Here is a 26,621-nt window from a genome sequence, read left to right on the forward strand (position 1 = left end):
GCTCTTGGCGAGGTCCAAACCAACTGTGCTAACCTGTCCCACGGACGCCTCCTTCGAGTGTTGTTCAACACCCTCACTCTGGCACACGATGCCGTCGGGGGGCGTCCACCCCATCACCCGTTGCAGTCATTACGCGCGTCCGCTTTGAGCGGGCCGAAGGCCTGTCCGATGACACCCCACCCCGTGCCTCGCAGACACGTCAGACATGCCGGCCCGCATCGCCAACGTTCTTGATATGTTCTCATCCTGATGCTATGCCGTTGCGCGTTGCCTGTCGGCTTTCACGAGGAGGCGATTGCAACGCACCACAACTCGAAATTACTCATGGGTGTTTTGATGCTTGCATCTACTGCTACGCCCGTCCATCCCATGCCTGGATGGGCCTATCCCCGGGCCTGGATTTCGAGAGCCGGCTCTTCTTCAAGCCCGAAGGACCGCGTCTCCTGGAACAGGAGCTCGCGGCGCGGAAATATGTCTGCAAACGCATCCACATAGGCGGCAACACCGACCCCTATCAGCCGGTCGAGCGCACGCAGAAGATCACGCGAGGCCTGCTGGAAGTCCTGCAACGGTTCAACCAGCCCTTTTCCATCATCACCAAATCGAATCTGATCACCCGCGATGTGGATATCCTGGGCCCGATGGGCCGCGACGGTCTGGCCAGCGCCTTCGTCTCGATCACGACGCTGGACCGCGACCTCGCCCGCACCATGGAGCCCCGCGCCGCAACGCCCGCGCGCCGTCTCGATGCGGTGAAACGGCTGGCCGACGGGGGCGTGCCCGTGGGTGTCGGTTTCGCCCCTGTCATCCCCGGCCTTAACGACCATGAGCTGGAAGCCGTGCTCGAGGCTGCGGCGAAGGCCGGGGCGACCTCGGCCATGTACGTGACCCTGCGCCTGCCGCTCGAGATCAAGACCCTCTTTGCCGAGTGGCTGGCCGACGCCCGCCCGGACCGCGCCGCCCGCGTCATGTCCCTCATCCGCCAGACGCGCGGCGGCAAGGACTACGACGCCGACTGGTCCCAGCGGATGAAGGGCACCGGCCCGGTCGCCGAGCTGATCTCGGCCCGCTTCAAGGCGGCGGTCAAACGCTACGGCCTCGACGGGCCAAGGCACGAGCTGGACGTGACGAAATTCCGGGTCCCGGCCGACGCCCGGGCGCAGCTGGAGCTGTTCGGCTGACTTTCGTCATCCTCCGGCAAGCCGCCGGTTGGCGGCGCAGACCGGGGGACCCCGCGGCGCGCGAGAGCGCGAACCTGTCGCGCGCTCCGTTCTCGAAACATCGTGCCTGAACAGATCGCCTTCGGCGCCGCTGGGTCCCCCGATCTCGCTGCGCTCGCCGGAGGATGACGAAAGAGAGGGACAGGTCGCAACGGAATATTTTCTTATACGGACCTTGATCACCGACCTTTGCCGCCCATCTGTGTTCGTTCTTCGGGTCTTTGACATGCCTGGATTGCGACAGCCCATCTGTCCTGCGTCGCCATGAAACGCACGGACGCACTCACGGCATGTCAGACATGTGCTATCAGGACTTCACCGCAAATATCTGCAACAAAAGAGCTTTCTCAAAATTGCACTTCTTCGACTCTGTTTTTTCTGAGTCCAACGACCGATGGACGCGACTCGGCTCCGTCGGCACCCTGGCACTATGTGCGATTCCCTCAGCGCCCGGATCTGAGCCCATGCCCGGCTTCTACGAGTTCTTCGCGGGCGGAGGCATGGTCCGCGCCGGTCTCGGCGCCGGCTGGGACTGTCTGTTCGCCAACGACTTCGACGCCCGCAAGGGTCTGACCTATCAGGCCAACTGGGGCACGGCCGGCGAACTGACCGTCGGCGACATCCGCGCCCTCGACGCCGCCGCCCTCCCCGGCCGCCCCGACCTCGTCTGGGGCAGCTTCCCCTGCCAGGACCTGTCCCTCGCCGGAAACGGAGCCGGCCTCGCCGGCGAGCGGTCCGGTACCTTCTACGCCTTCTGGGACCTCGTCCGCGGTCTGGCGGTTGAGGGCCGCGCGCCGCGTCTCGTCGCCGTCGAAAATGTCTGCGGCGCCCTCACCTCGCGCGGCGGCGCCGACTTTGAGGCCATGTGCAGGACCTTCGCCGGGGCCAGCTACCGCTTCGGCGCCCTGGTCATCAACGCCGACCTGTTCACGCCTCAGTCCCGCCCTCGCCTTTTCGTCGTCGGCATCCACGCGGGAGCCGACATCGCCGCCGAGCTGACCGCGCCCGGCCCCATCGCCCCCTTCCACACCCCGGCCGTGGTCCGCGCCGTGGAGCGCCTGCCCGACGACCTCCGCGATCAGGCCCTTTGGTGGAACCTGCCCTCGCCGGAGCGCCGCGCCTCGACCTTCGCCGACCTGATCGAGGACCAGCCAGACAGCGTCGCCTGGCATACCCCCGCCGAGACTGACCGCCTCCTGTCCCTCATGTCGCCGGTCAACCGCGCCAAGGTCCAGGCCGCCCAACGCGCAGGGCGCCGGATGGTCGGGGGCGTCTACCGCCGCACCCGCACCGACGCCTCGAGCCAGAAGGCACAGCGCGCCGAGGTCCGCTTCGACGATGTCGCCGGCTGCCTGCGCACCCCTTCGGGAGGGTCCAGCCGCCAGACCATCCTCGTCATCGACGGCCCCTGCATCCGCTCCCGCCTGATTTCGGCGCGCGAGACCGCCAGGCTTATGGGTCTGCCCGACAGCTACGTCCTGCCTCGCAGCTACACGGACGCCTACCACCTCACCGGCGACGGCGTCGTCGTCCCGGTGGCCCGCCACCTCGCCCGGTATCTGTTCGAGCCACTGGTCGGGTCGTCAGCGGCCGCCAGCAAGGCCGCCTAGCGCCGGAAGACGCCAACCAGTTCGACGTGGGCCGACCACAGGAACTGGTCAACCGGCGTGACCGTCTCCAGCCGGAACCCGGCGTCGATCAGCACCCTGGCGTCCCGCGCGAAGGTCTGCGGATTGCACGACACCCCGACCACGACCGAGGCCTTCGTGTCCTTGACCTGGGCCGTCTGGTCGATGGCCCCGGCCCGGGGCGGGTCGAACACGATCGCCTCGCAGCCCTTGAGGTCATAGGGCGACAGCGGCCGCCGGAACAGGTCGCGCGCCTCCGCCGTGATGGGCTTCATCCCCCTGGCTGAGCCGATCCCCTGTTTCAGCGCCGCGATCCCCGCCGCCGAGGCGTCCGCCGCCAGAACGCTCGCCACCGTCGCCAAGGGGAAGGTGAAGGTCCCGGTCCCGCAGAACAGGTCCGCCACCTTCCTGGCCCCCTTCACCGCCGCCACGGCCCGCTCGACCATCGCCGCCTCCGCCTCCGGCACAGCCTGCAGAAAGCCCCCGGTCGGCAGGGGCACGGTCGCCGGTCCGAACTGCACCCGGGGCTGGCGCGCCATCATCAGTGTCTCACCGGCCATGCTGAGCCGCGCGACATCCGCCTCCCGGGCCGCCCGGATCGCCTGCATCTGGCGGTCCGCCGACAGCCCGCCGGACTTCCGCTCGATCCCGGTTACATCGATGTCCAGCCCGTCCAGCGACCAGGTCACATGCAGGGTCGGGGCCGACTTCGGATGCTCCAGAAAAGCCGCCGCCACCTTCGCCAGAGCCGGAAAGGCCGCCACCAGCCGGGGATCCGCCACGGGACAGGTCGAGACCCCCACCAGCCGCCACGACTTCCTCGCCTTGAACCCCAGTACGACCCGCCCGTCCTCCAGCCGCCGCGCATGCAGAGCCAGCCGCCGCCGCGTCCCCGGCGACACCGCCACCGTCGCCTCGACCTCGGTGTCGATCCGCTGCCTCGCCAGAGCCCCGACGACCTGATCCCGCTTCCAGTCCAGATAGGGCCCGCTCGCCCAGTGCTGCAGCGAACACCCGCCGCAGTCCCCGTAATGGGGCGACACCGGCGCGATCCGGTCCGGGCTGACCTCCAGGATCTCGGGAGCCTCCATCCGGCCATCGATCACCACACCACGTACCGTCTCGCCCGACAGGGTCAGGGGCGCGAACACCGGCCCGCCCGGGGTCTCGGCCACGCCGTCCCCTTGCCCTGCCACCCGGGCGATCTTCAGCGTCATGGTCATCGGCGGCTTCTAGGCGGTCTGACGAAAATCCGAAACCTGAACGAAGATGAACGACCCGCTCAAAACGCGTTCAGGTTCGGTGGCCCATACGTGGATCCAACAAGACGCCGGACCTCCCCGGCGCCGTACAGGGGTTCTCTCTTATGACCGCCTTCGTGAAGTCCGCCGTCGCCGCCGCCGCTCTTGCCGCCGCCGCGACCCTCGTTCCCGCCGCCGCCTCGGCCCAATCCTATGGCTACGGCAACGGCTACAATCAGAACCAGGGCTACAACCAGTCCTACGGCTACAACGACCGGAATCAGGACCGTTGCCGGACCCTGGGTCAGGGCCGCACCGGCTCGGGCGCCCTGATCGGCGCAGGCATCGGCGCCGTGGCCGGCTCGCAGGTCGCTGCTCGCGGCAACCGCACCGAAGGCTCGATCATCGGCGGCGTTCTCGGCGCCATCGTCGGCGCCCAGGTCGGCCGCGCCTCCAACGACCAGTGCCGTCCGAACACCACCTACTCGCAGGCCCCGACCTACTACAGCTCGAACGACCGCTACAACGACCGGGCCTATTCGTCGAACCGGTACGACGACCGCGGCTATCGCGACGACTATCGCCGCGACGATCGTCGGGACAACCGTCGGGACGATCGCCGCTACGAGGGCGGCTACGAGGTTTCGGCCGACGGCCACTACTATTTCGATCCGCGCCGCGGCTGGCTGCCGCGCTGATCCAGGGCTTCGCGGCATCGATATTTTTCAGCCCCCCTGTCGATCGATGTCGCGACGGGCCGCCGGTGGAGCAATCCACCGGCGGTTTCTCTTTGTCTCAAGGGTCGCCAACGCTCGCGCTGCGGTCGCTCGCTGCTTGAGCGACGGGTCGGATCGCTATCGGGTGCGTCGGGCCCAGAGCAGGAATTCGATGTTGCCGTCGCCGCCGGTGATCGGGCTTTCCGTCGTGGCCTGGACGGTCCATCCGACAGTCGCCAGCCATGCCGACGCGCGGTGCACGGCGTCGAGGTGCGCCTGTGGGCCCTTGACCACCCCCTTCTTGCCGGCCTCCTTGGGGCCTTCGCCCTCGAACTGGGGCTTGACCAGGGCGATCAGATCGGCGTCTTCGGCCGCGAGATCCAGCGCGGCCGGCAACACCTTGGCCAGGCCGATGAAGCTGGCGTCGCAGACGATCAGGCCCGGCGTTTCCGGGATCAGGACCTCGTCGAGCGTCCGGGCGTCGGTCTTCTCCAGGTTCACGACCCGGGGATCGGCCGAGACCTTTGGATGCATCTGGCCCTGGCCGACGTCGACGGAGAAGACCTTCGCCGCCCCGCGCGCCAGACAGACCTCGGTGAACCCGCCGGTCGAGGCGCCGACGTCCAGCACCACCCGACCTTCGACCGCCACTGGCCACAGGGTCAGGGCGTGATCCAGCTTCAGCGCTGCGCGGCCGACCCAGCCATGGGGCTCGACGACGGTCACCACAGCGTCCGCGCCCACCCCTTGCGAAACGGCGCGCGCCGGTTGGCCATCGACGGTCACGCCCCCGGCCTCGATCGCCGCCTTCGCCCGCGAACGGCTTTCGACCAGGCCGCGTGCCACCATCAGGTGGTCCAGCCGGATCCGGGGTCCGAAGTCAGCCAAGATCGGCCAGCCGGGCCAGAGCCGCTTCCAGCCGCACCTTGCCGGCCTCGGCCTCGGCCAGCTTGGCGCGCTGCTCGTCGATCACGGCGGGGGCCGCGCGTTCGACGAAGTTGGGGTTGCCCAGCTTCTTCATCACATGGCCGACGTCGCTGTCGAAGGCGGCGATTTCCCGGGTCAGGCGGGCGCGCTCGGCCGTCAGGTCGATGATCCCGGCCAGCGACAGGGCCGCCGCCGATCCGCCGGACACAAAGGTCACCGCCCCGGTCGGAGCAGCATCGGCGGTCGCAACCTCCGACACACGGGCGAGCGTCAGGATCAGGTCACGGTGCCGCACCGCCTTGTCAGACGTCGACGCGTCCGGCGCGACGAAGGTCAGCGCCGGCTTCGCTCCCGGCGGCACGTTCATTTCGCTGCGCAGACCACGAACCTCGCCGACCAGATCGACCAGCCAGCCGATCTCGGTCTCCGCCTCCGCGTCAACGAAGGCGTCAGGCAGCACGGGCCAGGCCGCGCCGATCAGGGTCGCCTCGTCGCGTGGCGCGCCCTCCTTGCCGAGCTCGGCCCATAGTTCCTCGGTGATGAAAGGCATGACCGGGTGCAGCAGCTTCAGTGTCTGATCCAGGGTCCAGGCCGTCATCGCCCGCGTCTCGGCCTTGGCCGCCTCGTCCGACCCCTGGAACACCGGCTTGGCCAGCTCCAGATACCAGTCGCAGAAGACGTTCCAGACGAACCTGTAGAGCGCCGAGGCCGCGTCGTCGAAACGACCGCCCTCGATCGCTTCCGACACTGCGCGCTCCGTCTTGGTCAGTTCGCCGCGAACCCAGCGGTTGATCGTCTGTTCGACGGTCGTGGGGTCGAAGCCCTCGACGCGCCGCGCCTCGTTCATCTCGGAGAAGCGGGCTGCGTTCCACAGCTTGGTGCCGAAGTTGCGATAGCCCTCGATCCGCTGCTTCGACAGCTTGATGTCGCGCGTGCCCGACAGGATGGCCATGGTGAAGCGCAGGGGATCGGCCCCCAGCTCGTCGATGATGACCAGGGGGTCGATCACATTACCCTTGGACTTGCTCATCTTCTGGCCCTTCTCGTCGCGGACGAGGCCATTGATGATGACGCGTCTGAACGGGACCTCGTCCATAAAGTGGAGGCCCATCATCATCATCCGGGCGACCCAGAAGAAGATGATGTCAGCGGCCGTCACGAGGTCGCTGGTCGGATAAAACCGCGCCAGATCTTCCGTCTTCTCCGGCCAGCCCATGGTCGAGAACGGCCACAGGGCCGACGAGAACCAGGTGTCGAGGACGTCCTCGTCCTGTGTCAGGGCCTTCCCGCCCGCCTGCGCGATGGCTTCCGCCTCGGTCTCGGCGACGTAGATCTTGCCGTCGGCGTCATACCAGGCCGGAATACGGTGACCCCACCAGAGCTGGCGGCTGATGCACCAGGGCTCGATGTTGCGCAGCCATTCGAAATAGATCTTCTCGTAGGACTTCGGCTCGAACACCGTGTCGCCCTGCTCCACCGCCTTCAGCGCCGGCTGGGCCAGGGTGTGGGCATCGACGTACCACTGGTCCGTCAGCCACGGCTCGATGACGACCCCCGAGCGGTCACCGTGAGGAACCACGTGTCGTGTCTTCTCGATCTCGCGCAGCCAGCCGGCCTCTTCCGCCAGGGCCACGATAGCCTTGCGCGCCGCGAACCGGTCCATGCCGTCGTACTCGGCCGGGATATCGGTCGTGTCGGCCGTGGTGATCAGGGCGAAGGCGTCCAGCACGTTGAGGGCAGCGAGCCCCGCCCGCTTCCCAACCTGGAAGTCGTTGAAGTCGTGCGCCGGGGTGATCTTGACCGCGCCCGAGCCCTTGGTCGGATCGGCGTAGTCGTCGGCGACGATGGGGATGCGCCGGCCGGTGATCGGCAGGATCACCGACTTGCCGATCAGACTCTTGTAGCGCTCGTCATCCGGATGCACGGCCACGCCGGTGTCGCCCAGCATCGTCTCCGGGCGTGTCGTGGCCACGACGATGAAGTCGCGGGTCTCGAAACCGGTCGCCACGCCCTCGTCGTCGAAGGCGATCAGATGTTCGTAGGTGACGCTGTCGGCCAACGGATAGGCGAAATGCCAGTAGGCGCCCTCGACCTCCCGCTGCTCGACCTCAAGGTCGGAGATGGCCGTCTGGAACTGGGGATCCCAGTTCACCAGACGTTTGTCGCGATAGATCAGCCCGTCCTGATGCAGCTTGACGAAGACCTTGCGCACGGCGGCATTCAGACCCTCGTCAAGCGTGAAGCGCTCGCGCGTCCAGTCGCAGGACGCGCCGAGGCGACGAAGCTGCTGGACGATGGTCCCGCCCGACTCGGCCTTCCACTCCCAGATTTTGGCCACGAAGGCCTCGCGGCCCATGTCGCGGCGGCCGATGTTGCCGGCGGCGGCCAGCTGGCGCTCCACAACCATCTGGGTGGCGATGCCGGCGTGGTCCGTGCCGGGCAGCCACAGGACGGCCTTACCCTGCATCCGGTGATAGCGGGCCAGGATGTCCTGCAGGGTGTTGTTCAGCGCGTGGCCGATGTGCAGAGAGCCCGTCACGTTTGGCGGCGGGATGACGATCGAATAGGCCTCGGCGGCGCCATCCGTCTTCGGAGCGAAGGCGCCGGAGGCCTCCCACGCGGCATAGAGGCGGGGTTCGGCGGCCTTGGGGTCGAAAGTCTTGTCGAGCATTGGGAGGTCCGGAAATGCGAAGGGGCGGCCCGTGAGAGCCGCCCCTGCTGGTCTTAGTCGCCGGTGGCGAGCGGGGCTAGCCCGCGCTGCGGGCGATGCGTTCGACTTCCTTCTTTACCGCCGCCTCGACGATGCCGGGCAGATTGGCGTCAAGCCAATCCTTCAGCATCGGACGCAGCAGACTGCGGGCCAGGTCGTCGATGGTTGGGCCGACGCCGCCGGTCGGAACCGGCTCGGGCTGGCGGAACGCAGCGGAGAGGCCGGCGAAGGCCGAGGCGGACGCCGCCGAGGCGCTTTCGCCGACGAGCGAATCATAGGGCACGGACGAGGCGCTGGGCGCCGGCTCCTGGGCCACGGGACGCTCCGGCTCTGCGCACGAGGTGGGGAAGGGTTCGGGTTCCGGCTCGTCGGCCGGGGCGATGACGTCGAGGTCGCCGATCGTCTCGGCCGCCGGGGCCTCGTAGCGGTCGGTCAGGTCGAGGATCTCTTCCTCTTCCTGCGGCTCGGGCTCCTGCATCGACGGGGTCTCGTCCATCAGGGCGGGCGACGCCGCTTCGACGGGCTCGGGGGCCGGGGCCGATTCGGCGGCGGGCGCGTCGTCTTCGGAGATGATCCGGCGGATCGACGCCAGGATCTCTTCCATCGTCGGCTCTTGGGCGGTGGTGTCGGTCATGATCGGGCCTTCGAAGAACCTGCGCCGGCCGCCTTGGGCCCACGCGTGACGAACAAAGAGGGTCGGAGCCGACGTTCAGCCCTGCCCCAGTTCATTTCGTCGCATCAACGCCCGTGGGAATCAACGGGCGTTTTTCGCCTGGCTGGTTAATCCGCAGGCGTCAGTTCGAGTTCGGCGCGGTCCGAACGATCTCGCCGTCAAGCTGGGTGTCGATCGGCGCGTTCTCGGTCTCGTTCGCCGGAGTGATCAGGGGGGCCGCGATACGGTCAAGCGTCTCGACCAGACCGTCCCAGGGCACGGCGCCGCGCAGGCGGACGCGGTCGGCGTTGACGGCCGGATCATAGACCTCGAGGCCCGGGTTCAGGTCCTCGCCGCTCAGACGACCCATGGAGGTCAGCAGCGACGCCTGGGCGACGTAGAGATTGCGCTTGGCCACAGCCAGGTTGATCTCGGCGTTGCGCAACTCGAGTTCGCCGTTCAGCACGTCGAGGGTCGTGCGCAGACCGACCTGCTGCTCCTGACGGACACCCTCGGCGGCCACGCGGGCGGCGCTCACACCGGCGACGCCTGCCTCCAACTGGGAGCGGTTCGAGACGACCTGGGCGTAGGCGCTCGAGACACCCTGCAGAACGGAGCGCTTCTGGCGGTCGATTTCGATCTTGGCCGCGTTGGCCTGTTCCAAGGCCTGTGCCACACGCGAGCTGTTCAGCCCGCCGGTGAACAGGGGCACCGAGACGCTGACGCCGGCCTGGAAGGTGTTGGTGCGATCCGACAGGTCGAAGCCGGAGATCGGGGTCGAGCCGCCATACGAGCTGGAGAGACCCACGGACGGCAGATAGGCGGAGCGGGCCTGGGCGTGACGCGCCTCGGCCTCGCGCAGTTGATATTCGGCGGCCAGCAGGCTGGGGTTCTCGGCCAGGCCGATGTCCAGGGCGGCGTCGAAATCGGTCGGCACGCCCGGCAGCGCCGGCGGATCTTCCAGATTGGCGGGCGCCTGGCCGACGACGGCGGCGTAGGTGGCGCGCGAGACCGACAACTGGGCCTGGGAGCCGGCGAGGTCGGCTTCAGACTGGGCCAGGCGTGCCTCCGACTGCGAGACGTCGGTGCGGGTGATCTCGCCGACCTCGAAGCGGGCGTTCGATTCGTCCAGCTGTCGGCGCAGGACGGCCAGGTTGGCCTCACGGATGCGCAGGATTTCGACGTCGCGCTGGACATCGACATAGGCCTGGATCACGGCGGCCAGCACCTGTTGCTCGATACTGCGCAGGCCCTCGCGGCCGCTCAGGACCGACGCCTCGGCGGCGTCGATGCCACGCGCGATGCGTCCCCCCGAGTACAAAGTCTGGTCCACGCCGATGCTGGCGCCGACCGACTCGGTATCGGTCGAATTACGCGAGCTCGGTATATCGACGATCCCGTCGCCGTTGAGGTCGATCCCGGGCTCACGCGCGTCAATGTTCCTGTAGCTGGCCGAACCGCTGACGGTGAGTGTCGGGCGAAGGCCGGCCCGGGCCTGGGGCACCGCTTCGTCGAGGGCGCGCTGCTGGGCGCGCTGACCCTGCAGGGTCGGATTGGTGCGGTAGGCCAGGGCAATGGCCTCCTGCAGGGTCTCGGCCCAGGCAGGAACGGCCAAACCGGCCGTAACGGCGATCAGGGCGACGGAGGCGAGCGCGCGCGAGCGTTTGAACATGACAGTATCCCGATGGGCGTCGCGAACGGCGCCGATATCTCTTCACAGGCCTAGTGCTTGAGGGCCTACAGCTACGCCAGTTAAGTTTTATTCACGCGACCGCTACCCGGCTCCGTCGAGATGGCGGCAAATCAGAAGGCGAAAGCGGGGGCCGGTGTCATTTCGGCCAGCACCGGTGGCGCAGCGTCGAACAGTTCGCGACGCGAGACGCCCTCGCGACCCTTCACATAGAGCACCGCCCGGCCGTTCGGACCGGGGCGCTCGACCACCGCCAGACGGCCGCCGACACGCAGCGCCGCCAGCCAGGCGGTCGGACGAACCGCGACCGCGCCTTCGGAGACGATGATATCCCAGTCCTGGCCCGTCGGTTGCGACAGGGGCGCGACGACGGTGGCGACGCCCGCGTCGGCCAGGGCCGGTCCGACCACGTCGAGTACGGAGCCTTCCGCTTCCTGGGCGGTGACGGACACCTTCATGGCGGCCAGCACGGCAGCGGCGTAGGGGCCGGCAATCGCCAGGGCCGTCTCGCCCTCGCGGGCATCCAGCGCCTGGATCAATTTGGCGACCTCGCGCGCCTGCATGAGACGGCGCCCGGCGGCAATCTCGACCTCGACCTCGCCATAGGCGGCGAAGGCCTGGTCCGGGGCGCAGAAGTGTTCGCGAGGAACGGCCATCAAGGCGGCCTGAAGGCCGCGGTCGGTGACGTCGTTCACACGGACCTGGGAGTCCACCATGACCTTGCGAGCGGCGGCGTAATCCATGTGACGCGGAATCCCTGAAGCGAAGCGACCGGCCAGGCCGGAAATCTGGCGCGCTTATAGGTCCGTGCGTCTCCGGCGACAATCGCGTTGCAGCCACGAAGCCGATCTGATAGCGAACGCCCCTCGCGATCTGGGGCATCTCAAAAAGCCCTGTGGCCTGATGGCGGAGTGGTGACGCAGAGGACTGCAAATCCTTGCACCCGGGTTCGATTCCCGGTCAGGCCTCCATCGCGATCTCGTTGAGATCGATGATGATTTTTAGATCGGCGCAGTCAGCCAGCCGATCGCGCCGGCGCCGCCGACAGCCGCGGCCACTACGGCAATCGCGACTGCCATCCGCACGTTTCGGCTCATGAACCCCAGAATACCAGCCATGTCGTCCTCCCCGGACCTCCATAGCGTCATGAAAATCGGCGTTCATCAAGGTGCATGAAACGTTAACGCGCTGAAATCACGCGACTGTCAGCGAATCGACACGGCTGTGACTTGGTACAGGGCGAGGGCGCTGGTCACAGCGACGTTCAGGGAGTCGAATCCCCCCGCCATAGGGATGCCGACGGTCCTGACCAGCGCCATGATCTCCGCCGGCAGGCCCGGCCCTTCGGAACCGACCAAAACGGCCTTGCGACCCCCGCCAGCCAGCCCGGACAACCGCTCGCCCGCAGCGGGCGACATGGCGATCACCTCGAACCGCGCAGCCTGAAGAGCGATGATCAACTGTTCCAGCGAGGCGGCGCGGGCGCTCGGCGTCCTCAGCACCGCGCCGACCGAAACCCGGATGGCCTTGCGATAGAAGGGATCGCAGCAGCGTTCGTCCCTGAGCACCGCCGCCGCCCCGAACGCCGCCGCATTGCGGAACAGGCCGCCCATATTGTCGTGGTTGCCGATCTCTGCGCAGGCAAGCACCACACATTCCTCCGGCAGATCCGCCAGTGTCTCGGCGACGGTCCGCTCGACCGGCTTCTCGCCGAGGGCCAGCAGGCCGCGATGCAGGGGGAAGCCGGCGATGGCGTCCATCACCGCCTGCGACGCCGCATAGACCGGCGCCTCCCCCGCCGCCGCGACCAGTTCGCCCTGGGCGTCGAGTCGATTCGCAGCGATCAGCAACGAACGGGCTCTGCACAGAGACGTCGGCGACAGCAGGGTGCGGATCACCACCTCCCCTTCCGCCACGAACAGCCCTTCGCGGCCGGTCAGGTCGCGTTCGCGGATATCGCGATAGGCGGCTACGCGGGGATCGGCGGCATCGTCGATGAACTGAATGGCGATGGCTGACATTTCCCGTTGCACAATCAAGAAGGCCGCTGCTATAGGCCCGCCTCCCGAGCCCCTGTTCCGCGGTAGCTCAGTGGTAGAGCAGCCGACTGTTAATCGGCTGGTCGTAGGTTCGAATCCTACCCGCGGAGCCACTCGGCGCTTTAGCCCGATTTCGACAAGGCGATACCGCCTTTCGGCGGCGAGCCCCCAGGCCAAGACAGACCATCAGCGCCGTCCCGGCCGCAACCGAGGCGCCGCTCATGATTCTGCAATCCGCGACGACGATCGGGATCGACTTCGGCACCACCAACACGGTCGTCGCCCTGACCAGCGGCGATGGCGAGGCGGTCGTGATTCGCTTCGAGGCGCCTGGCGGCGATCTGGCGACGTTCCGCTCGACATTGAGCTTCCAGCTTCACCCCGGCGCCGACGGCCGGCCGCCCGAGCGAGTCGTCGAGGCCGGTCCGTGGGCCATAGAGGCCTATGTCGAGGATCCACTCGAAACCCGCTTCATCCAGTCGTTCAAGACCTTCGCCGCCAGCGCGGCCTTCACCGAGACGGTGATCGACAACCGGCGCTACAAGTTCGAAGACCTGCTGGCGGCCTTCCTGCTGCGCCTCCGGCATCACGCGGGCGAGACGATGGACGCCCTGCCGCCTCGCGTCATCGTCGGGCGACCTGTGACCTTCGCCGGCGGAGCGCCCGACGCGGACCTCGCGCTCTCGCGCTACCAGACGGCCTTCGCCCGGCTGGGCTTCACCGACATCCGCTATGCCTATGAGCCTGTCGGCGCGGCCTTCTTCTTCGCTCGCAAACTGACCGAACCGGCCAATGTGCTGGTCGCGGACTTCGGCGGCGGCACCAGCGACTTCTCCATCGTCCGCTTTGAGCCGTCGCCCCAGGGGCTGCGCTCCACGCCGCTCGCACGATCCGGCGTCGGCGTGGCCGGCGACGCCTTCGACTACCGGATCATCGACCAGCTTGTGTCGCCGGCGCTCGGCAAGGGCGGCTCATACCGGACGCTCGGCAAGACCCTGCCCATCCCCCAGCGCTACTATGCCGCCTTTGCGCGCTGGGATCAGCTGGCCCTGCTGCGCGCCTCGCGCGACATGAAGGACATCCGGGCCATGGCCCGGATCGCAGAGGAACCCGGGAAGGTCGCGCGGCTGATCGAGGTGCTCGACGACAATCACGGCTACGCCCTCTACCAGGCGATCTCGCACCTGAAGATGGACCTGTCGCGCGACGAGAGCGCGACCTTCGTTTTCGACGCCGGATCGATTCGTCTGGAAGCGCCGGTCGCCCGATCGGAGTTCGAGGCCTGGATCGCACCCGAGTTGGCAGCCATCGAGGCGGCCGTCGACAGGGCAATCGAGGGATCCGGCCTGCGCCCCTGCCAGATCGACCGCATCTTCCTGACCGGCGGCACCTCCTTCGTCCCGGCGGTGCGCGACATCTTCAACCGGCGATTCGACCCTGCGAAGATCGAGACCGGCGGCGAGTTCGAGTCCATCGCGTCAGGCCTGGCCCTGATCGGGCGGGAAACGGACCTCGATCTCTGGACCGAAAGCCGCTGACGAGACTTCGCCGGTCTCGCCCGATAGGATCGGTGCAGATATGACCGAACAGCTTTCGCCCGCCCTCGCCCGACGCATGGCCCTGGCCGCCCAGGGCTTCGGCAAACCCCATCCGACGAGCGCCGGCACGCGCCAGTTCCGGGACACAGCCCGTCGCCTGGGCGTGATCCAGATCGACAGCGTCAATGTCGTCAGCCGCACCCACTATCTGCCCGCCTTCTCCCGCCTCGGCGCCTATCCGCGCGACCTGCTTGAGACCGAGGCCTGGGGCAAGAAGCCGTCCTTCTTCGAATACTGGGGCCACGAGGCCTCGCTGATGCCTCTGGAGATCCAGCCCCTGATGCGCTGGCGGATGGAGCGGGCGCGCGACGGGCATGGCGCCTGGCCTGGGATCAATCGCTTCGGCTGGGAACGTCGCGACTATATCGACGGCGTCCTGGCCGAGATCGAACGACGCGGCCCTGTGACAGGCGCCGACTTCGCCACTGGCCCGCGCGGCAAGCCCGGCTGGTGGGAGTGGTCGGACGGCAAGCGCGCGCTGGAGTGGCTGTTCTGGGCCGGACTGATCACGACCAGGACCCGGCGCGGCTTCGAGCGGGTCTATGACCTGACCGAACGGGTCATTCCCCCAGCAATCCAGAGCCTGCCGACCCCGTCCGAACCCGACGCCCAGCGCGCCCTGATCCGCATCGCCGCCGAGGCCATGGGTGTGGCCACCGCTGCCGACCTGCGAGACTATTTCCGCATGCCGCTGCAGGACGCGCGCGATCGCATCGCCGAACTGGTCGAGGAGGGCGCACTGACGCCCGTCGGCGTCCCGGGCTGGAAAGGCTCGACCTATATTGCGCCGGACGCCCGCCGCCCTCGGAAGGTGCAAGGCGCCGCTCTGCTCTCCCCCTTCGACAACCTGATCTGGTTCCGGGATCGGACCGAGCGGCTGTTCGACGTGCGCATCAGGCTGGAAATCTACACCCCGGCGCACAAGCGGGCGCACGGCTACTATGTCCTGCCCTTCCTCGAGGACGAGGCGATCACGGCTCGGGTCGATCTGAAGGCGGATCGCCAGGCGGGCGTCCTGCTTGTCCAGGCGGCATGGCGCGAGCCGCTGGCGACGCCGGAGACCCCCTCGAGACTGGCGGCGGAACTGATCCGGATGGCGGACTGGCTTGGTCTGGGCCGGGTCGGGGTCAAGGAGCGCGGCGATCTCGCTGCCGATCTGTCCGACGCTCTCTCGCGCTGACGCCAAAGAAAAAGCCCGACGCGGGCGCCGGGCTGAAGAGGTTCGGTGGTGGGTGTCCTCTGAGAGAACGCTGTATCGGTGAGCCGAATTGGTTAACGAGCCGTTGCAGGCTTGTCGGGAAACCACGTCGCCTGGCGCCCGCCCCCCGGGCTCGACCAGGCGATGCTCCATCCCGCCCCGGCCCGATGCAGGTTACCGGGATCCGCGACCGCACCCGGAGCCGGCGCATAGGCCCGTCCGTCGATCGTGATCGGCGTCGTGCCGTCGCCGGACCCCGCCAGCCGCCAGCGGCCCTCCTCGTCCGCCGTTACCGTGCTCTGGACGCTCCCTTCGATGACCACCCCGGTCCCGGCAGTCGACCTTCCCGAGACGAAGACCGCCCGTCCGTCGGTGTCGACGGCGTCCAGGCCGAGGCCGGAATCCAGTCGTTGCGTGGGCGCACCGATGGCCAGAAGCGCGATCGGCGCCGAGGGGTCAGCTCCGATCAGAAGACGATAGGGCGCCGGAAAGCCGGCCTGGCCCGCGCGCGCCTCGACCAGGAACAGGGTGTCTTGGGCCGGGCGCGGCACGCGCAGCTCGAACCGCCCCTCAGCGTCGGCGCCCACGGCATAGGCCAGCCCCCCCGCGCCGCTGACCACGACCCGCCCCAGGGGAGAGGCCTGTCCGCGAACGATCAGCTCTCGCCCGCTCGAAGCGACCGCGTCGATCTCGGGCGGCATGATCCAACCCGTTTCCTGGGTCGCGTCTGCGGCCGGTTGGGCCTGTTCGCCGCAGGCAGTGACGCTCAGCGCAATGGCGCAGGTCAGGGTCGCTGAAAGCCTCGATGCGATCGGTCGTTTCATCCTGTCCACCGGGTCTGTAGGACTGTTCGCCCAGATAGACCGGCTCGACCGGCCTGTCTCCAATCTTGCGTCTCGTCTCGAGGGTTCATGTCGGCGTCAATCCCCACCATCGCTCCGTTCGACGGTCAGTCGGTCTGTCTGTTCTGCGGATCGTCCGATGCGGCCGATCCGATCTTCACCGCTGCGGCCGCAGCGTTCGGCGCGGCGACAGCGCGCGAAGGCTGGCGTCTGGTCTATGGCGGCGGCGGCGTCGGCCTGATGGGTGCCTCGGCCCGGGCGGCGCACGAGGCCGGCGGGCGGGTCGTCGGCATCATGCCGGCCTTCCTGCGCAGCCGCGAACGCCTGTTCGACGAGGTGGAGACCATCGTCGTCACCTCGATGCACGAGCGCAAACAGCTGATGTACGACCAGTCCGACGCCTTCGTCGTCGCGCCTGGCGGCATCGGAACGCTGGAGGAGGTCGTCGAACTGCTGTCGTGGAAACGACTGGACCTGCATGGCAAGCCGGTGATCTTCCTCAACATCAACGGCTTCTGGGAGACCTTCTTCGCCCTGATGCGCCAGAGCGTTGAGACCGGCTTCACCCCGCCCTCCTTCCTGCAAGCGTGGGTCGTCTGCGACACGGTCGAGGAGGCAATCGAGGCGATGCGACAGACTGACGCCTCCCCTGTCTTGAAACATGACCAGCGATAAGTAATCATTGATCAGTCAGCTCCGAAGTCCGTTCCGTTTGAAAACGCGATTGACAGTTTCGAATAACAACGCACTATGTCGGTGTTGACGCTGGACCCTGTCGGTCCGTTCCCTTCACCGGAGTTTCCCCATGCGCGCCGTCCTCCCCCTGCTCGCCCTCTGCGCCGCCTTCGCCGCGGCTCCCGCCGTCGCCCAGGCCCCGTCCTCCGCCGCCACCCGCGTCGTCCTGGCCGACGCCTCGCGCGTCCCGACCCGCTCCACCGTCATCGACGGCGCCAACTGGCGTTGCGAAGGCCAGACCTGCACCGCTTCGGGCGGCGCGGATCAGCCCGCCCCGCGCGCCTGCCGTCGCGTCGCCGCCCGTCTGGGCCCGGTGACGGAGTTCTCGTGGAAGGGCACGGCCCTGTCGGCCGAACAACTGGCCGTCTGCAACGCTTAAGGAAAAAGGGGCGGCCCAGCGGGCTGCCCCTTTTCTTTGCCCCTAGGCGACTTCGCCCTTCAGCCGCTTCTCGATCCGTTCGCGCCCGATCAGCGGCACGATCGTCGCCATGTCCGGCCCGTGCGGCTGGCCCGTCAGGATGTGGCGTAGCGGCATGAACAGGGCCTTGCCCTTGGCGCCGGTGCTTTCCTTGACCGCATTGGTCCATGCCGACCACGCGCCCGCATCGATGACCTTCGGCAGGACGGCCAGGGCCGCCGCCGCGAAGGCCGGATCCTCGATCACCGGCGTCACCGGCCCACGCACCATCCGCGCCAGATCGACCACGTCGGCGAACTTCGTCAGGTTGGCCCGCACTCCGTCCCAGAAGCTCTCGCCGAGGTCGCAGTCGAGAGCCTCCAGGCGGCCCTTCGCGGTCGCATAGGGCATGGCGTGCAGGGCCTGAGCGTTCAGCCGATCCAGATCCTCTGTGTCGTAGCGCGCCGGCGACCGGCCCATCTTGTCGAAACTGAAGCCCAGGCCCAGGGCATGGATGTCGGCCGCGACCTCCAGCGGATCGGACGTCCCGATCCGGCCCAGGTGGCTGGTGATGGCGATGGGCTCATAGCCCTGGTCGCGCATCTCCGCGACCGACAGCGACCCCAGCCGCTTGGACAGGGCCGCGCCGTCCGCGCCGACCAGCAGCGGCATATGGGCGAAGTTCGGAACCGTCGTGCCGAGGCCGGCAGCAATCAAGGCCTCGAAGATCTCGATCTGGGCGCCAGTGTTGGTCGTGTGGTCCTCACCCCGGATGACGTGGGTGATGGCCATGTCGATGTCATCGACGACCGACGGCAGGGTGTAGAGATACAGGCCGTCCTCGCGGATCAGCACCGGGTCCGACATCGAGGCGGTATCGACTTCTGCGTGACCGCGCGACAGGTCCTCCCAAGCGACCCGGCGGCCATCCAGCTTGAAGCGCCAATGCGGCTTGCGACCCTCGGCCTCGAACGCGGCCTTCTCCTCGTCGGTCAGGGTCAGGGCGGCGCGATCGTAGATCGGCGGCAGACCACGCGACAGCTGCACCTTACGGCGACGATCCAGGTCCTCGGACGTATCCCAGGCCGGATAAAGACGCCCGGCCTTCTTGAGCCGTTCGGCCGCGTCGTCATAGCGGTCGAACCGCTTTGACTGGTTGTACCGTTCGTCCCACAGCAGGCCGAGCCAGGTCAGATCGTCCTCGATCCCCTGTTCGAACTCCGGCGTCGAGCGGGCCAGATCGGTGTCGTCGATGCGCAGGACGAAGGATCCACCCTGCCCCTTGGCGAACATCCAGTTGACCAGGGCGGTGCGGACGTTTCCGACATGCAGCTTGCCGGTAGGCGACGGGGCGAAACGGACCTTGACGGACATGGATAGGGAGACCTTGAAAGCGAGGCGCGTAGGTCGGTCACGCGCCGCCCCAAGTCAAGGACAGCCGCGATCCGGCCGTTCGGTCGCTTTTCGGCTTTTCCCGCAACGATCTTGCGGCATAAGGCGTCAATGACCGCGCCCGCCTCCCTGACCGTCGATCTCAACGCGCTTTCGCACAACTTCCATGCGCTGGAAGCGGTGTCAGGCGTGCCCGTGCATCCGGTAGTGAAGGCCAATGCCTATGGCCTCGGCGCCGTTCCGGTGGCCAGGCGGCTGCTGGCAGAGGGCGCGCGGACTTTCTTTGTGGCGCGAACAGACGAGGCCGTCGCCTTGCGCGAGGCTCTCGGGGCGGGACCAACCATCTATGTGCTCGACGGCTGCGTGGGAGACGCAGCTGCGGCGCTGAAGGCTGCGGACGTGCGCCCGATCCTCAACCACGGCGACCAGATCGCGTCCTGGGATGCGGCCGGCGGCGGCGCCTGCGGACTCCAGATCGACACCGGAATGAACCGCCTGGGCTTCCGCCCGGATGACGCGCCGGAGCCGTTCACCGGACTCGAACTGGTCATGAGCCACCTCTCCTGCGCCGACGATCCGGCGGAACCGATGAACCGGCGCCAACGCGACGCCTTCGCAAACGTTTCAGGACGTTATCCCGATGCGCTGAAGTCCTTCGCCAACTCCGGCGGCTGTTTCCTGGGTCCCGACCATGTCTTCGACGCCGTCCGACCGGGCATCTGCCTGTACGGTGGTGGTCCCGAGGGCCGACCGGACGACCGACTGAAGGCCGTCGCGACCCTGACCGCCGAAGTGCTCCAGATCCGCGACCTCCCCGCCGGTGAGAGTGTGGGCTACTCCCGCGGCTTCATCGCCGACAGACCCCGCCGCATCGCCACCTGCGGCGCCGGCTACGCCGACGGCGTGTTCCGCAGCTCAAGCCCGAACGGACAGGTCTGGATCGCAGGCGCCCTGCGCCCGCTGCTCGGCCGCGTGTCGATGGACGTCATCGCCGTGGACGTCACCGGCGTCGAGGTCTCGGTCGGCGACAGCGTCGAACTGTTCGGCGCCAACCGCCCGGTCGACGACGCCGCCATGGCCGCCGGGACGCTCAGCTATGAACTGCTGACGTCCATCGGCAACCGCTGCGAGCGCCGCTACCTCGGTCAGGCCTGAGCCGCGATCCAAGCCGGCTGTTCGGTCGGCGGGGTGGTCGGGAAGTCGTCCACGGGATCCGGCAGCTCGCCGTCGGCCCCGATCGCCCCGCAGTCCATGTGCCACTGGCGAGCCAGCACCAGCCGCGCGCCGTCCCAGCGCCATTCGGCGCCTTCGGCGCATCCCGTCGCCTGGAGCCGGGTCGATCCTGCAAAAGTCCTGGTCGCAGCATCCCATGACAGGTTCGACATCGCGTCCCAGGTCATCCAGCCGTCCGCGCCTTGGTACTTGTAGAACGGCAGAGGGACATGGACGGGCGCGCCGTTGTCCTCGGAAACATAGACCCGGCCCCACTGGTCCGCCGTGCCGGTCGAACAGACGACGAGCACGGCGACATCACCGCCTCCAAGGTCGACGGCCTCCACGGTGCGCTCGCCCTCCATCGGCTCGGGCAACACGCAGTCCTCATCCGCCTTCACCATCGTCAGGGCGGAGGCCTTAAGGGCTTCGAACCTGGCGGTGATCGCATCGTCAGGAGCCGAGCCGGCGTCCGTCGCGGTCGGCGTCTGTTGTTGACAGGCCGACAGCAGAGCCATCGCGGCCACGCCGCTGATCATGGATCTGTTCATGGGGTCTCTCCGCCTAGACAGGAGTGGCGAGCGGGGTCGGGTCGGTCTTGCCGGCCGCGGGCCAGCCGGTGACCTCGCCGGTCGCAGGCGCGCCAGGCGTCGCATGGGTCACGCGGACCGCGCCCAGCATCGCCAGCCTGGACCCGTCCCAGCTCCAGCGCATGGTGCGCGTCTGGGTGGACGTCTCGCCATCGTTCGGCCCGACCGTGTCGGACCAGACGAGTTCCCTGGCCGCCGTATCCCACGTCGCCTGCGACGTAAGGCTTGGCTCCCAGTCAAAGCCTTCGTCGAACTCCGCCTCCGGGCCATTGAAGAGGATCAGCGACTGGGATTTCAGCACCCCGTCTACGCCCTGGGTGTGCAGGCTCTTCCAAGGCGCCTTCCCCTCCTCGGTCGGGTAGCAGTCGGTCAGGACCGCGAAGGCGCCGCCGCCCAGATCGATGACCTGGTTCGCCGTCGGGGTCGCATGACCGGGCCAATCGCTTCCGCACCGGTCCGCCACCGGCATGGCCAGAATGCGCGCCACAGCCGCGTCCGAACCGGCCGGTGACGGACTCGCCGCTGCGGATGGAGCCTCGGTTTCAGCCCCCTGCTGGCACGCGGCCAGGGCGAGCGCGGCGATGGCCGCAATGCAGATGCTCTTCATGTCTTCCCCCAATGTACTGCACGCAGCGAACGGCGTTTCGGCCGCCCGTGCAAGCGGTCAATCCTGACGGTCACCGCCCACGTCTGAAACGGTCGCAGGCCTGAAACCGCCCCCTGCCCCGCCGCTCGCGACTCCTGTAAGCCGTCACTCATGGCCAGAGACCGTGCGATCTATGTTTGTCAGTCCTGCGGGGGCGTCCACGGCAAGTGGTCGGGCCAGTGCGGGTCGTGCGGCCAGTGGAACACCATCGTGGAGGAGGGCCGCTCGGCCTCGCCTCCCGGAGCCCTGAAACCCGCATCGACGGCCAGGGCGCGGGGCCTGCAGTTCGAATCCCTGCTGTCCGAAACGCCCGAGCCGCCGCGCATCGTCACCGGCGTGACCGAGTTCGACCGCGTCTGCGGCGGCGGCGTCGTGCCCGGCTCGGCCATCCTTCTCTCGGGCGATCCCGGCGTCGGCAAGTCGACCCTTCTGCTCGACGTCGCCGGGCGCGCCGCTCTGTCCGGCGCCCGCGTCGCCTATATTTCCGGCGAGGAGGCGATCGAACAGATTCGCGCCCGGGCCAAGCGGATGGGGCTGTCCGAAGCGCCGGTTCAGCTCGCCTCCGCCACGGCGCTGCGCGACATCCTCGGCACGCTGAAGCGCGAAAAACTCGACATCGTCATCGTCGATTCGATCCAGACCCTGTGGTCCGACGCCCATGAGGCCGGGCCAGGCTCGGTGACCCAGGTCCGGGCCTGCGCCGGCGAACTGGTGCGACTGGCCAAGGCCGGCGGCCCGGCCGTCGTGCTCGTCGGCCATGTCACCAAGGACGGCCAGGTCGCCGGCCCGCGCGTCGTCGAACACATGGTCGACGCGGTCCTGAGCTTTGAGGGCGAGCGCGGCTACCCGTTCCGCATCCTGCGCGCCGGCAAGAACCGCTTCGGCGCCACCGACGAGATCGGCGTGTTCGAGATGGGCGATGAAGGGCTCCGCGAAGTCTCCAACCCGTCCGCCCTCTTCCTCGGCGAAGGCAAGGATCGCGCACCGGGCGCCGCCGTCTTCGCGGGCATCGAGGGCAGCCGTCCCGTCCTCGTCGAGATCCAGGCCCTGGTGTCCAAATCCGCCTATGGCACCCCGCGCCGTGCCGTCATCGGCTGGGAGACCGGCCGTCTCGCCATGGTGCTGGCGGTGCTCGAGGCGCGCTGCGGCTTCGGCTTCGGGGACCAGGACGTCTATCTGAACGTCGCGGGTGGTCTGCGCATCAATGAACCCGCCGCCGACCTCGCCGCTGCGGCGGCCCTGATCTCCTCGGCCACCGGAATGCCCCTGCCCCAGGGCTGTATCGTCTTCGGCGAGATCAGCCTGTCGGGCGAGGTCCGCGCCGTGGGCCGCGCCGAAGCCCGGCTGCGCGAAGCCCGGAAGCTTGGCTTCGACCAAGCCCTCTCCCCGCCCCTGACAGTCAAGAGCGGCGACGTTTTGATCACAGGCGTCAGCCGATTGACGGAAGCCGTCGAAAGAATCTCGCAGAACAGGTATTGAGCCTACGTCACCTCTCCATCGCAGACGGGGAGGTGACTCGTAGCGAAGCAAAAAGACGGAGGGGTTCTTTTTTGAAACGATCGCCGTCTACCAGGCTTCTAAAACCCCTCCACTGCTTCGTGGTCCCCCTCCCCATTTGCGAAGGCGCGAACGGGGAGGAGACATCTGCATGACCGGCTTCGACGCCTTCGCGATTATCGTCATCCTCGCCTCAGCCGCCGCCGGCTGGGTTCGCGGCGGTACGCGCGAGATTATCACCCTGCTCAGCTTTGTGCTGGCGGCGTTTCTTGCCCTGGTCGCCCTGCCGCTGACGGCGCCGCTTGGGCGGGCCCTCATCGACCCGGACTGGGCCGGCTCGATCGCCGCCGCCATAGCGTCCTTCCTGCTGGTCTATTTCGGCATCCGCATCTTCGGCTCGATCCTGTCCCGGCGGGCCCAGGCCCATCCGACCCTCGGCGGCGTCGACCGGTTCATCGGCATCCTCGTCGGCGCCGCACGCTCGCTGGTCTTGCTGGGAGCCATCCATCTGGTGATCGTGGCGGCCATGCCGGGCGAGCGAACGCCGCGCTGGCTGTCGGAGGCGACATTGCGTCCGGTCAGCGCCGGGGCCGCCCGCGCCATCCAGTTCATCCTGCCCGGCATCGGACGCGGCGCCGACGCCATCAGCCCCGTGGTCGATTCGTCCGTCCGCAGAGGCTTTTCCGGCGATCAAGCCTTGCCCTTGCCCCAAACCGGCCCTAACTCGCGCCCGTCCGCCGCCCAGTAAAATTTCGCCTGTCATCGGAGCCCCCACGATGCGCAGCTTGCCTCACGACATCCAGCCCCCGGTCGTTCACCGGGAGCACTATCGAGACGCAGATGATGATCGTCCGCGCCTCGAATGCGGCGTCTGCGGCGTCTGGGGCGCCGAAAAGGACGAGGCCTCGGGCATCGTCGCACTTGGCCTGCATGCCCTGCAGCATCGTGGTCAGGAAGCCTGCGGCATTGCCTCGGTCAATGCCGAGCGATTCCACACCGAACGCCACATGGGCCATGTGGGCGAGGCGTTCGGCGGCACCGACCTGGCCAAACGCATGCCGGGCTCGGCGGCCGTCGGCCACACCCGCTATTCGACCGCCGGCGGCAGCTTCCTGCGGAACATCCAGCCGATGTTCGCCGATCTGGACCAGGGCGGCATCGCCATCGCCCACAACGGCAACCTGACCAACTTCCACTATCTGCGGAACCAGCTGGTCGGCGAGGGTTCGATCTTCCAGTCCACCTCGGACTCTGAGGTCATCCTCCACCTGATCGCCCGCAGCCGTAAGGCCAAGATCGTCGACCGCTTCATCGACGCCCTGGCGCGGATCGAGGGCGGCTATGCCCTGGTCGCCCAGACCCGCACCAAGCTGATCGGCGCGCGCGATCCGCTGGGCATCCGCCCGCTGGTGCTCGGCAAGATCGGCAACGCCTGGGTCATGGCGTCGGAGACCTGCGCGCTCGACACCATCGGCGCGACCTTCGTGCGCGACGTCGAACACGGCGAGGTCATCGTCATCGACCACGAGGGCCTGCGCTCGCTGAAGCCCTTCCCGGCCCGCGCGGCCCGGCCCTGCCTGTTCGAATACGTCTACTTCTCGCGCCCGGACAGCGTCGTGAATGGCCGCTCTGTCTATGGAGTGCGCAAGCGGATGGGCGAAGGCTTGGCCCGTGAGTTCCCGATCGACGCCGACGTCGTCATCCCTGTCCCCGACTCCGGCGTCCCGGCCGCGCTCGGCTACGCCCAGGCCAGCGGCATTCCTTACGAGATGGGGATCATCCGCAGCCACTATCTCGGCCGCACCTTCATCCAGCCGAGCCAGGGCGCCCGCCAGAAGGGCGTGGCCATGAAACACAGCCCCAACCGCTCAGTGATCGAGGGCAAGCGCGTCGTCCTGATCGACGACTCCATCGTGCGCGGCACCACCTCTGTGAAACTGGTCCGCGCGGTCCGCGACGCCGGGGCGACCGAGGTCCACCTGCGCTCCGCCAGCCCGCCGATCCTGTGGCCCGACTTCTACGGCATCGACATGCCGGAGCGGGACCAGCTGATCGCCGCCAACAAGACCGTGGAAGAGATGCGCCAGGTGCTGGAGGTCGACTCGCTCGGCTTCCTGTCCGTCGATGGTCTCTACAAGGCCATGGGCGAGACGGGCCGCAACGACGCCGCGCCCCAGTTCACCGACCACTATTTCACCGGCGACTATCCGACCCGTCTGGTGGACCGCGAGATCGAGGAAGGCGGCCGCCATGCGGTCGGCCGGCAACTTTCCCTGCTGGTCAGCGCTTAGCAGGCGCGATCCCGAGACAGTGGACGCCGGTTTTCGGACAGGATCGCGCCCAGGCAAGGAAGCCATGATCAACCTCGGCTACTTCACCCTCGACACCGTGGACATCGCCAGGGCCAAGGCCTTCTACGGCGCTCTGTTCGGGTGGACCTTCGACGACGACGCGTCGAGGTCGACCTACGCCCACGTCGCCGGCAGTAATCCGCCGTTCGGCTTCACCAAGGTCGAGCGCGCCCGCGACTACGCCAACCTCTATTTCCGTGTCGACGACATCGCAGCGACCTGCGCGCGGGTGAACGCGCTCGGCGGCAAGTCCGCGATCCCTGCCGAAAGCCCTACCGGCCTCAGCTGCGCCGTCCACGACGATCAGGGCGTGAGCTTCAGCCTGTGGCAGGCGGGAGAAGGGTTCTGAACCGTCTTCCGCCGGTTCCGTCGGCGCGCTATCAGGCCCGATGACCGACGCCCTCCCGCTTCAAGACCGTATCGCCCTCGTTGTCGGGGCCTCGCGAGGGATCGGCTATGAGGCCGCCCTGGCCCTGGCCGTCGCCGGCGCCCACGTCGTCGCCACGGCGCGGACACAGGGCGCTCTCGAGGAGCTGGACGACGCCATCTATGCCGCGACCGGCCGTCACGCGACGCTTGTGCCCTTCGACCTGATCGACGGCGGCGGCATCGATCGTCTGGGCGGCGCCATCTTCGGCCGGTTCGGCAAGCTCGATATCTGGGTCAACGCCGCCGCCACCTTGGGCGCGCAGGGCCTGACCCCCGTCAGCCACATCGACCCGCGCGGCTTCGCCAAGATCGAGAAGACCAACTTCACCGCAACCTATCGCCTGATCCGCTCACTGGAGCCCCTGTTGCGCGCCTCCGACGCCGGGCGCGTCATCCACCTGACGACCAGTCTGGCCCGCGAGCCGAAGGCCTTCTGGGGCCTCTACGCCGCGACCAAGGCCGGCGCCGAGGCCCTGATGCTGGCCTGGGCCGACGAGATCGAGAGCACCAACGTCCGCATCAGCGTCCTCGACCCGGGCCGGATGCGCACCCAGATGCGAGCCCAGGCCTTCCCCGGCGAGGATCCCATGACCCTGCCCGCCCCGTCCGAACTCGGCTCCATGATTGTCGAACTGGCGCGCGGCGACCTGACGCCGCCCAGCAAGGTGTCGTTCAAGGAGTGGAAGACAGAGCTACCGGCAGGCGCGCTGATCTAGGGCGCTCGCGGGATGGGAGGCTACGATCGGTCGCCCGTCCCCCAGTCCCCGTCCTGGATTTCGACGCCTGCGGTTGTCTGGATCATCGGCATCGGAGAGGGACGGACAGAGGGCAGATCGCCCCATATCATCGCCCTCGCAGAAGCGGCCTGACCAATCGAGTCGCCTTTGGTTTCACGCAGGCTCGAGGCCGGT

23 protein-coding genes, 2 tRNA genes and 1 pseudogene are annotated in these 26,621 nt (G+C 68.0%); 15 read left to right on the plus strand and 11 right to left on the minus strand.

Going from position 1 to position 26,621, the window contains the following annotated elements; all coding sequences use genetic code 11:
• Positions 1-326: 326 nt before the first annotated feature.
• Positions 327-1,181, plus strand: a pseudogene (locus tag ACP7AU_RS14705) (PA0069 family radical SAM protein); the annotation flags it as partial.
• Positions 1,182-1,684: 503 nt separating this feature from the next.
• Positions 1,685-2,830: a DNA cytosine methyltransferase gene (locus ACP7AU_RS14710; RefSeq protein ID WP_426051886.1), complete on the plus strand. Its 1,146-nt coding sequence runs from the start codon at positions 1,685-1,687 to the stop codon at positions 2,828-2,830.
• On the opposite strand, the gene ACP7AU_RS14715 is transcribed toward ACP7AU_RS14710, so the two are convergent.
• On the minus strand, positions 2,827-4,065 hold the full coding sequence (locus ACP7AU_RS14715; RefSeq protein ID WP_426051909.1) for a class I SAM-dependent RNA methyltransferase: 1,239 nt from the start codon (positions 4,063-4,065) through the stop codon (positions 2,827-2,829). The two genes, ACP7AU_RS14710 and ACP7AU_RS14715, sit on opposite strands and share 4 nt — an antisense overlap.
• Positions 4,066-4,214: 149 nt before the next feature.
• Between ACP7AU_RS14715 and ACP7AU_RS14720 the strand changes: the two genes are divergently transcribed.
• The gene (locus ACP7AU_RS14720; protein ID WP_426051887.1) at positions 4,215-4,787 is read left to right on the plus strand and encodes a glycine zipper 2TM domain-containing protein; all 573 of its coding nucleotides are present in this window, start codon (positions 4,215-4,217) and stop codon (positions 4,785-4,787) included.
• 156 nt (positions 4,788-4,943) lie between these two features.
• On the opposite strand, the gene ACP7AU_RS14725 is transcribed toward ACP7AU_RS14720, so the two are convergent.
• From ACP7AU_RS14725 to ACP7AU_RS14745, 5 genes are all read right to left on the minus strand, one after another.
• Positions 4,944-5,693: a TlyA family RNA methyltransferase gene (locus ACP7AU_RS14725; RefSeq protein WP_426051888.1), complete on the minus strand. Its 750-nt coding sequence runs from the start codon at positions 5,691-5,693 to the stop codon at positions 4,944-4,946.
• Entirely contained in the window at positions 5,686-8,403 is a 2,718-nt protein-coding gene (locus tag ACP7AU_RS14730) for a valine--tRNA ligase (protein WP_426051889.1), read from the minus strand. The genes ACP7AU_RS14725 and ACP7AU_RS14730 overlap by 8 nt, the downstream gene beginning before the upstream one ends.
• Positions 8,404-8,479: 76 nt before the next feature.
• Positions 8,480-9,076, minus strand: a complete 597-nt coding sequence (locus tag ACP7AU_RS14735) for a DUF2497 domain-containing protein (RefSeq protein ID WP_426035897.1) — start codon at positions 9,074-9,076, stop codon at positions 8,480-8,482.
• Between the two features lie 160 nt (positions 9,077-9,236).
• A complete protein-coding gene (locus ACP7AU_RS14740; RefSeq protein WP_426051890.1) occupies positions 9,237-10,766 on the minus strand; it encodes a TolC family outer membrane protein in 1,530 nt (509 codons plus the stop codon).
• A 131-nt stretch (positions 10,767-10,897) separates the two neighbouring features.
• A complete protein-coding gene (locus ACP7AU_RS14745) occupies positions 10,898-11,527 on the minus strand; it encodes a protein-L-isoaspartate O-methyltransferase family protein (protein ID WP_426051891.1) in 630 nt (209 codons plus the stop codon).
• Between the two features lie 154 nt (positions 11,528-11,681).
• Here ACP7AU_RS14745 and ACP7AU_RS14750 point away from each other — a divergent pair.
• A tRNA-Cys gene (locus tag ACP7AU_RS14750) sits at positions 11,682-11,755 on the plus strand.
• A gap of 234 nt (positions 11,756-11,989) precedes the next feature.
• Here the strand turns inward: ACP7AU_RS14750 and ACP7AU_RS14755 are convergent.
• Positions 11,990-12,805: a TrmH family RNA methyltransferase gene (locus ACP7AU_RS14755; protein ID WP_426051892.1), complete on the minus strand. Its 816-nt coding sequence runs from the start codon at positions 12,803-12,805 to the stop codon at positions 11,990-11,992.
• 56 nt (positions 12,806-12,861) lie between these two features.
• On the opposite strand from ACP7AU_RS14755, the gene ACP7AU_RS14760 reads away from it, so the two are divergent.
• From ACP7AU_RS14760 to ACP7AU_RS14770, 3 genes are all read left to right on the plus strand, one after another.
• Positions 12,862-12,936 (plus strand) — tRNA-Asn (locus tag ACP7AU_RS14760).
• A gap of 108 nt (positions 12,937-13,044) precedes the next feature.
• Entirely contained in the window at positions 13,045-14,361 is a 1,317-nt protein-coding gene (locus ACP7AU_RS14765; RefSeq protein WP_426051893.1) for an Hsp70 family protein, read from the plus strand.
• A 40-nt stretch (positions 14,362-14,401) separates the two neighbouring features.
• Positions 14,402-15,601 (plus strand): winged helix-turn-helix domain-containing protein, encoded by a 1,200-nt coding sequence (locus ACP7AU_RS14770; protein ID WP_426051894.1) that lies wholly within the window; start codon positions 14,402-14,404, stop codon positions 15,599-15,601.
• Between the two features lie 92 nt (positions 15,602-15,693).
• On the opposite strand, the gene ACP7AU_RS14775 is transcribed toward ACP7AU_RS14770, so the two are convergent.
• Positions 15,694-16,443: a hypothetical protein gene (locus ACP7AU_RS14775; RefSeq protein WP_426051895.1), complete on the minus strand. Its 750-nt coding sequence runs from the start codon at positions 16,441-16,443 to the stop codon at positions 15,694-15,696.
• 87 nt (positions 16,444-16,530) lie between these two features.
• Between ACP7AU_RS14775 and ACP7AU_RS14780 the strand changes: the two genes are divergently transcribed.
• Both ACP7AU_RS14780 and ACP7AU_RS14785 read left to right on the plus strand, forming a co-directional pair.
• The gene (locus ACP7AU_RS14780) at positions 16,531-17,136 is read left to right on the plus strand and encodes a TIGR00730 family Rossman fold protein (protein ID WP_426035911.1); all 606 of its coding nucleotides are present in this window, start codon (positions 16,531-16,533) and stop codon (positions 17,134-17,136) included.
• A gap of 130 nt (positions 17,137-17,266) precedes the next feature.
• On the plus strand, positions 17,267-17,575 hold the full coding sequence (locus ACP7AU_RS14785; protein ID WP_426035913.1) for a CC_3452 family protein: 309 nt from the start codon (positions 17,267-17,269) through the stop codon (positions 17,573-17,575).
• A 42-nt stretch (positions 17,576-17,617) separates the two neighbouring features.
• On the opposite strand, the gene gltX is transcribed toward ACP7AU_RS14785, so the two are convergent.
• On the minus strand, positions 17,618-18,967 hold the full coding sequence (gene gltX / locus ACP7AU_RS14790) for a glutamate--tRNA ligase (RefSeq protein WP_426051896.1): 1,350 nt from the start codon (positions 18,965-18,967) through the stop codon (positions 17,618-17,620).
• 129 nt (positions 18,968-19,096) lie between these two features.
• Here gltX and alr point away from each other — a divergent pair, with 129 nt between their 5' ends.
• The gene (gene alr / locus ACP7AU_RS14795) at positions 19,097-20,140 is read left to right on the plus strand and encodes an alanine racemase (RefSeq protein ID WP_426051897.1); all 1,044 of its coding nucleotides are present in this window, start codon (positions 19,097-19,099) and stop codon (positions 20,138-20,140) included.
• Here the strand turns inward: alr and ACP7AU_RS14800 are convergent.
• Together ACP7AU_RS14800 and ACP7AU_RS14805 are read right to left on the minus strand one after the other, a co-directional pair.
• Positions 20,131-20,748: a DUF1176 domain-containing protein gene (locus ACP7AU_RS14800; protein WP_426051898.1), complete on the minus strand. Its 618-nt coding sequence runs from the start codon at positions 20,746-20,748 to the stop codon at positions 20,131-20,133. The genes alr and ACP7AU_RS14800 overlap by 10 nt on opposite strands.
• Positions 20,749-20,761: 13 nt before the next feature.
• Positions 20,762-21,394, minus strand: a complete 633-nt coding sequence (locus ACP7AU_RS14805) for a hypothetical protein (RefSeq protein WP_426051899.1) — start codon at positions 21,392-21,394, stop codon at positions 20,762-20,764.
• Between the two features lie 150 nt (positions 21,395-21,544).
• Here ACP7AU_RS14805 and radA point away from each other — a divergent pair, with 150 nt between their 5' ends.
• The 5 genes from radA to ACP7AU_RS14830 all read left to right on the plus strand — a co-directional run bounded on the left by radA (position 21,545) and on the right by ACP7AU_RS14830 (position 26,426).
• Positions 21,545-22,912 (plus strand): DNA repair protein RadA, encoded by a 1,368-nt coding sequence (gene radA / locus ACP7AU_RS14810; RefSeq protein ID WP_426051900.1) that lies wholly within the window; start codon positions 21,545-21,547, stop codon positions 22,910-22,912.
• Between the two features lie 169 nt (positions 22,913-23,081).
• Positions 23,082-23,678: a CvpA family protein gene (locus ACP7AU_RS14815; protein WP_426035925.1), complete on the plus strand. Its 597-nt coding sequence runs from the start codon at positions 23,082-23,084 to the stop codon at positions 23,676-23,678.
• Between the two features lie 28 nt (positions 23,679-23,706).
• Positions 23,707-25,221, plus strand: a complete 1,515-nt coding sequence (purF, locus tag ACP7AU_RS14820) for an amidophosphoribosyltransferase (protein WP_426051901.1) — start codon at positions 23,707-23,709, stop codon at positions 25,219-25,221.
• A 64-nt stretch (positions 25,222-25,285) separates the two neighbouring features.
• Positions 25,286-25,630 carry a VOC family protein gene (locus ACP7AU_RS14825; RefSeq protein WP_426051902.1) on the plus strand — a complete coding sequence of 115 codons (345 nt, stop codon included), beginning with the start codon at positions 25,286-25,288 and terminating at the stop codon, positions 25,628-25,630.
• 40 nt (positions 25,631-25,670) lie between these two features.
• A complete protein-coding gene (locus tag ACP7AU_RS14830; protein ID WP_426051903.1) occupies positions 25,671-26,426 on the plus strand; it encodes an SDR family NAD(P)-dependent oxidoreductase in 756 nt (251 codons plus the stop codon).
• The last annotated feature ends 195 nt before the right edge of the window (positions 26,427-26,621 follow it).

The organism is Brevundimonas sp. SL161 (assembly GCF_049896985.1).
Taxonomy (GTDB): domain Bacteria; phylum Pseudomonadota; class Alphaproteobacteria; order Caulobacterales; family Caulobacteraceae; genus Brevundimonas.

Excerpts from the sequence above, each read along its gene's own strand:
- ACP7AU_RS14710 (WP_426051886.1), top strand. The coding sequence starts at position 1,685 with ATGCCCGGCTTCTACGAGTTCTTCGCGGGCGGAGGCATGGTCCGCGCC.
- ACP7AU_RS14715 (WP_426051909.1), bottom strand. The coding sequence starts at position 4,065 with ATGACGCTGAAGATCGCCCGGGTGGCAGGGCAAGGGGACGGCGTGGCC.
- ACP7AU_RS14720 (WP_426051887.1), top strand. The coding sequence starts at position 4,215 with ATGACCGCCTTCGTGAAGTCCGCCGTCGCCGCCGCCGCTCTTGCCGCC.
- ACP7AU_RS14730 (WP_426051889.1), bottom strand. The coding sequence starts at position 8,403 with ATGCTCGACAAGACTTTCGACCCCAAGGCCGCCGAACCCCGCCTCTAT.
- ACP7AU_RS14735 (WP_426035897.1), bottom strand. The coding sequence starts at position 9,076 with ATGACCGACACCACCGCCCAAGAGCCGACGATGGAAGAGATCCTGGCG.
- ACP7AU_RS14740 (WP_426051890.1), bottom strand. The coding sequence starts at position 10,766 with ATGTTCAAACGCTCGCGCGCGCTCGCCTCCGTCGCCCTGATCGCCGTT.
- ACP7AU_RS14745 (WP_426051891.1), bottom strand. The coding sequence starts at position 11,527 with ATGGATTACGCCGCCGCTCGCAAGGTCATGGTGGACTCCCAGGTCCGT.
- ACP7AU_RS14755 (WP_426051892.1), bottom strand. The coding sequence starts at position 12,805 with ATGTCAGCCATCGCCATTCAGTTCATCGACGATGCCGCCGATCCCCGC.
- ACP7AU_RS14765 (WP_426051893.1), top strand. The coding sequence starts at position 13,045 with ATGATTCTGCAATCCGCGACGACGATCGGGATCGACTTCGGCACCACC.
- ACP7AU_RS14770 (WP_426051894.1), top strand. The coding sequence starts at position 14,402 with ATGACCGAACAGCTTTCGCCCGCCCTCGCCCGACGCATGGCCCTGGCC.
- ACP7AU_RS14775 (WP_426051895.1), bottom strand. The coding sequence starts at position 16,443 with ATGAAACGACCGATCGCATCGAGGCTTTCAGCGACCCTGACCTGCGCC.
- ACP7AU_RS14780 (WP_426035911.1), top strand. The coding sequence starts at position 16,531 with ATGTCGGCGTCAATCCCCACCATCGCTCCGTTCGACGGTCAGTCGGTC.
- ACP7AU_RS14785 (WP_426035913.1), top strand. The coding sequence starts at position 17,267 with ATGCGCGCCGTCCTCCCCCTGCTCGCCCTCTGCGCCGCCTTCGCCGCG.
- gltX (WP_426051896.1), bottom strand. The coding sequence starts at position 18,967 with ATGTCCGTCAAGGTCCGTTTCGCCCCGTCGCCTACCGGCAAGCTGCAT.
- alr (WP_426051897.1), top strand. The coding sequence starts at position 19,097 with ATGACCGCGCCCGCCTCCCTGACCGTCGATCTCAACGCGCTTTCGCAC.
- ACP7AU_RS14800 (WP_426051898.1), bottom strand. The coding sequence starts at position 20,748 with ATGAACAGATCCATGATCAGCGGCGTGGCCGCGATGGCTCTGCTGTCG.
- ACP7AU_RS14805 (WP_426051899.1), bottom strand. The coding sequence starts at position 21,394 with ATGAAGAGCATCTGCATTGCGGCCATCGCCGCGCTCGCCCTGGCCGCG.
- radA (WP_426051900.1), top strand. The coding sequence starts at position 21,545 with ATGGCCAGAGACCGTGCGATCTATGTTTGTCAGTCCTGCGGGGGCGTC.
- ACP7AU_RS14815 (WP_426035925.1), top strand. The coding sequence starts at position 23,082 with ATGACCGGCTTCGACGCCTTCGCGATTATCGTCATCCTCGCCTCAGCC.
- purF (WP_426051901.1), top strand. The coding sequence starts at position 23,707 with ATGCGCAGCTTGCCTCACGACATCCAGCCCCCGGTCGTTCACCGGGAG.
- ACP7AU_RS14825 (WP_426051902.1), top strand. The coding sequence starts at position 25,286 with ATGATCAACCTCGGCTACTTCACCCTCGACACCGTGGACATCGCCAGG.
- ACP7AU_RS14830 (WP_426051903.1), top strand. The coding sequence starts at position 25,671 with ATGACCGACGCCCTCCCGCTTCAAGACCGTATCGCCCTCGTTGTCGGG.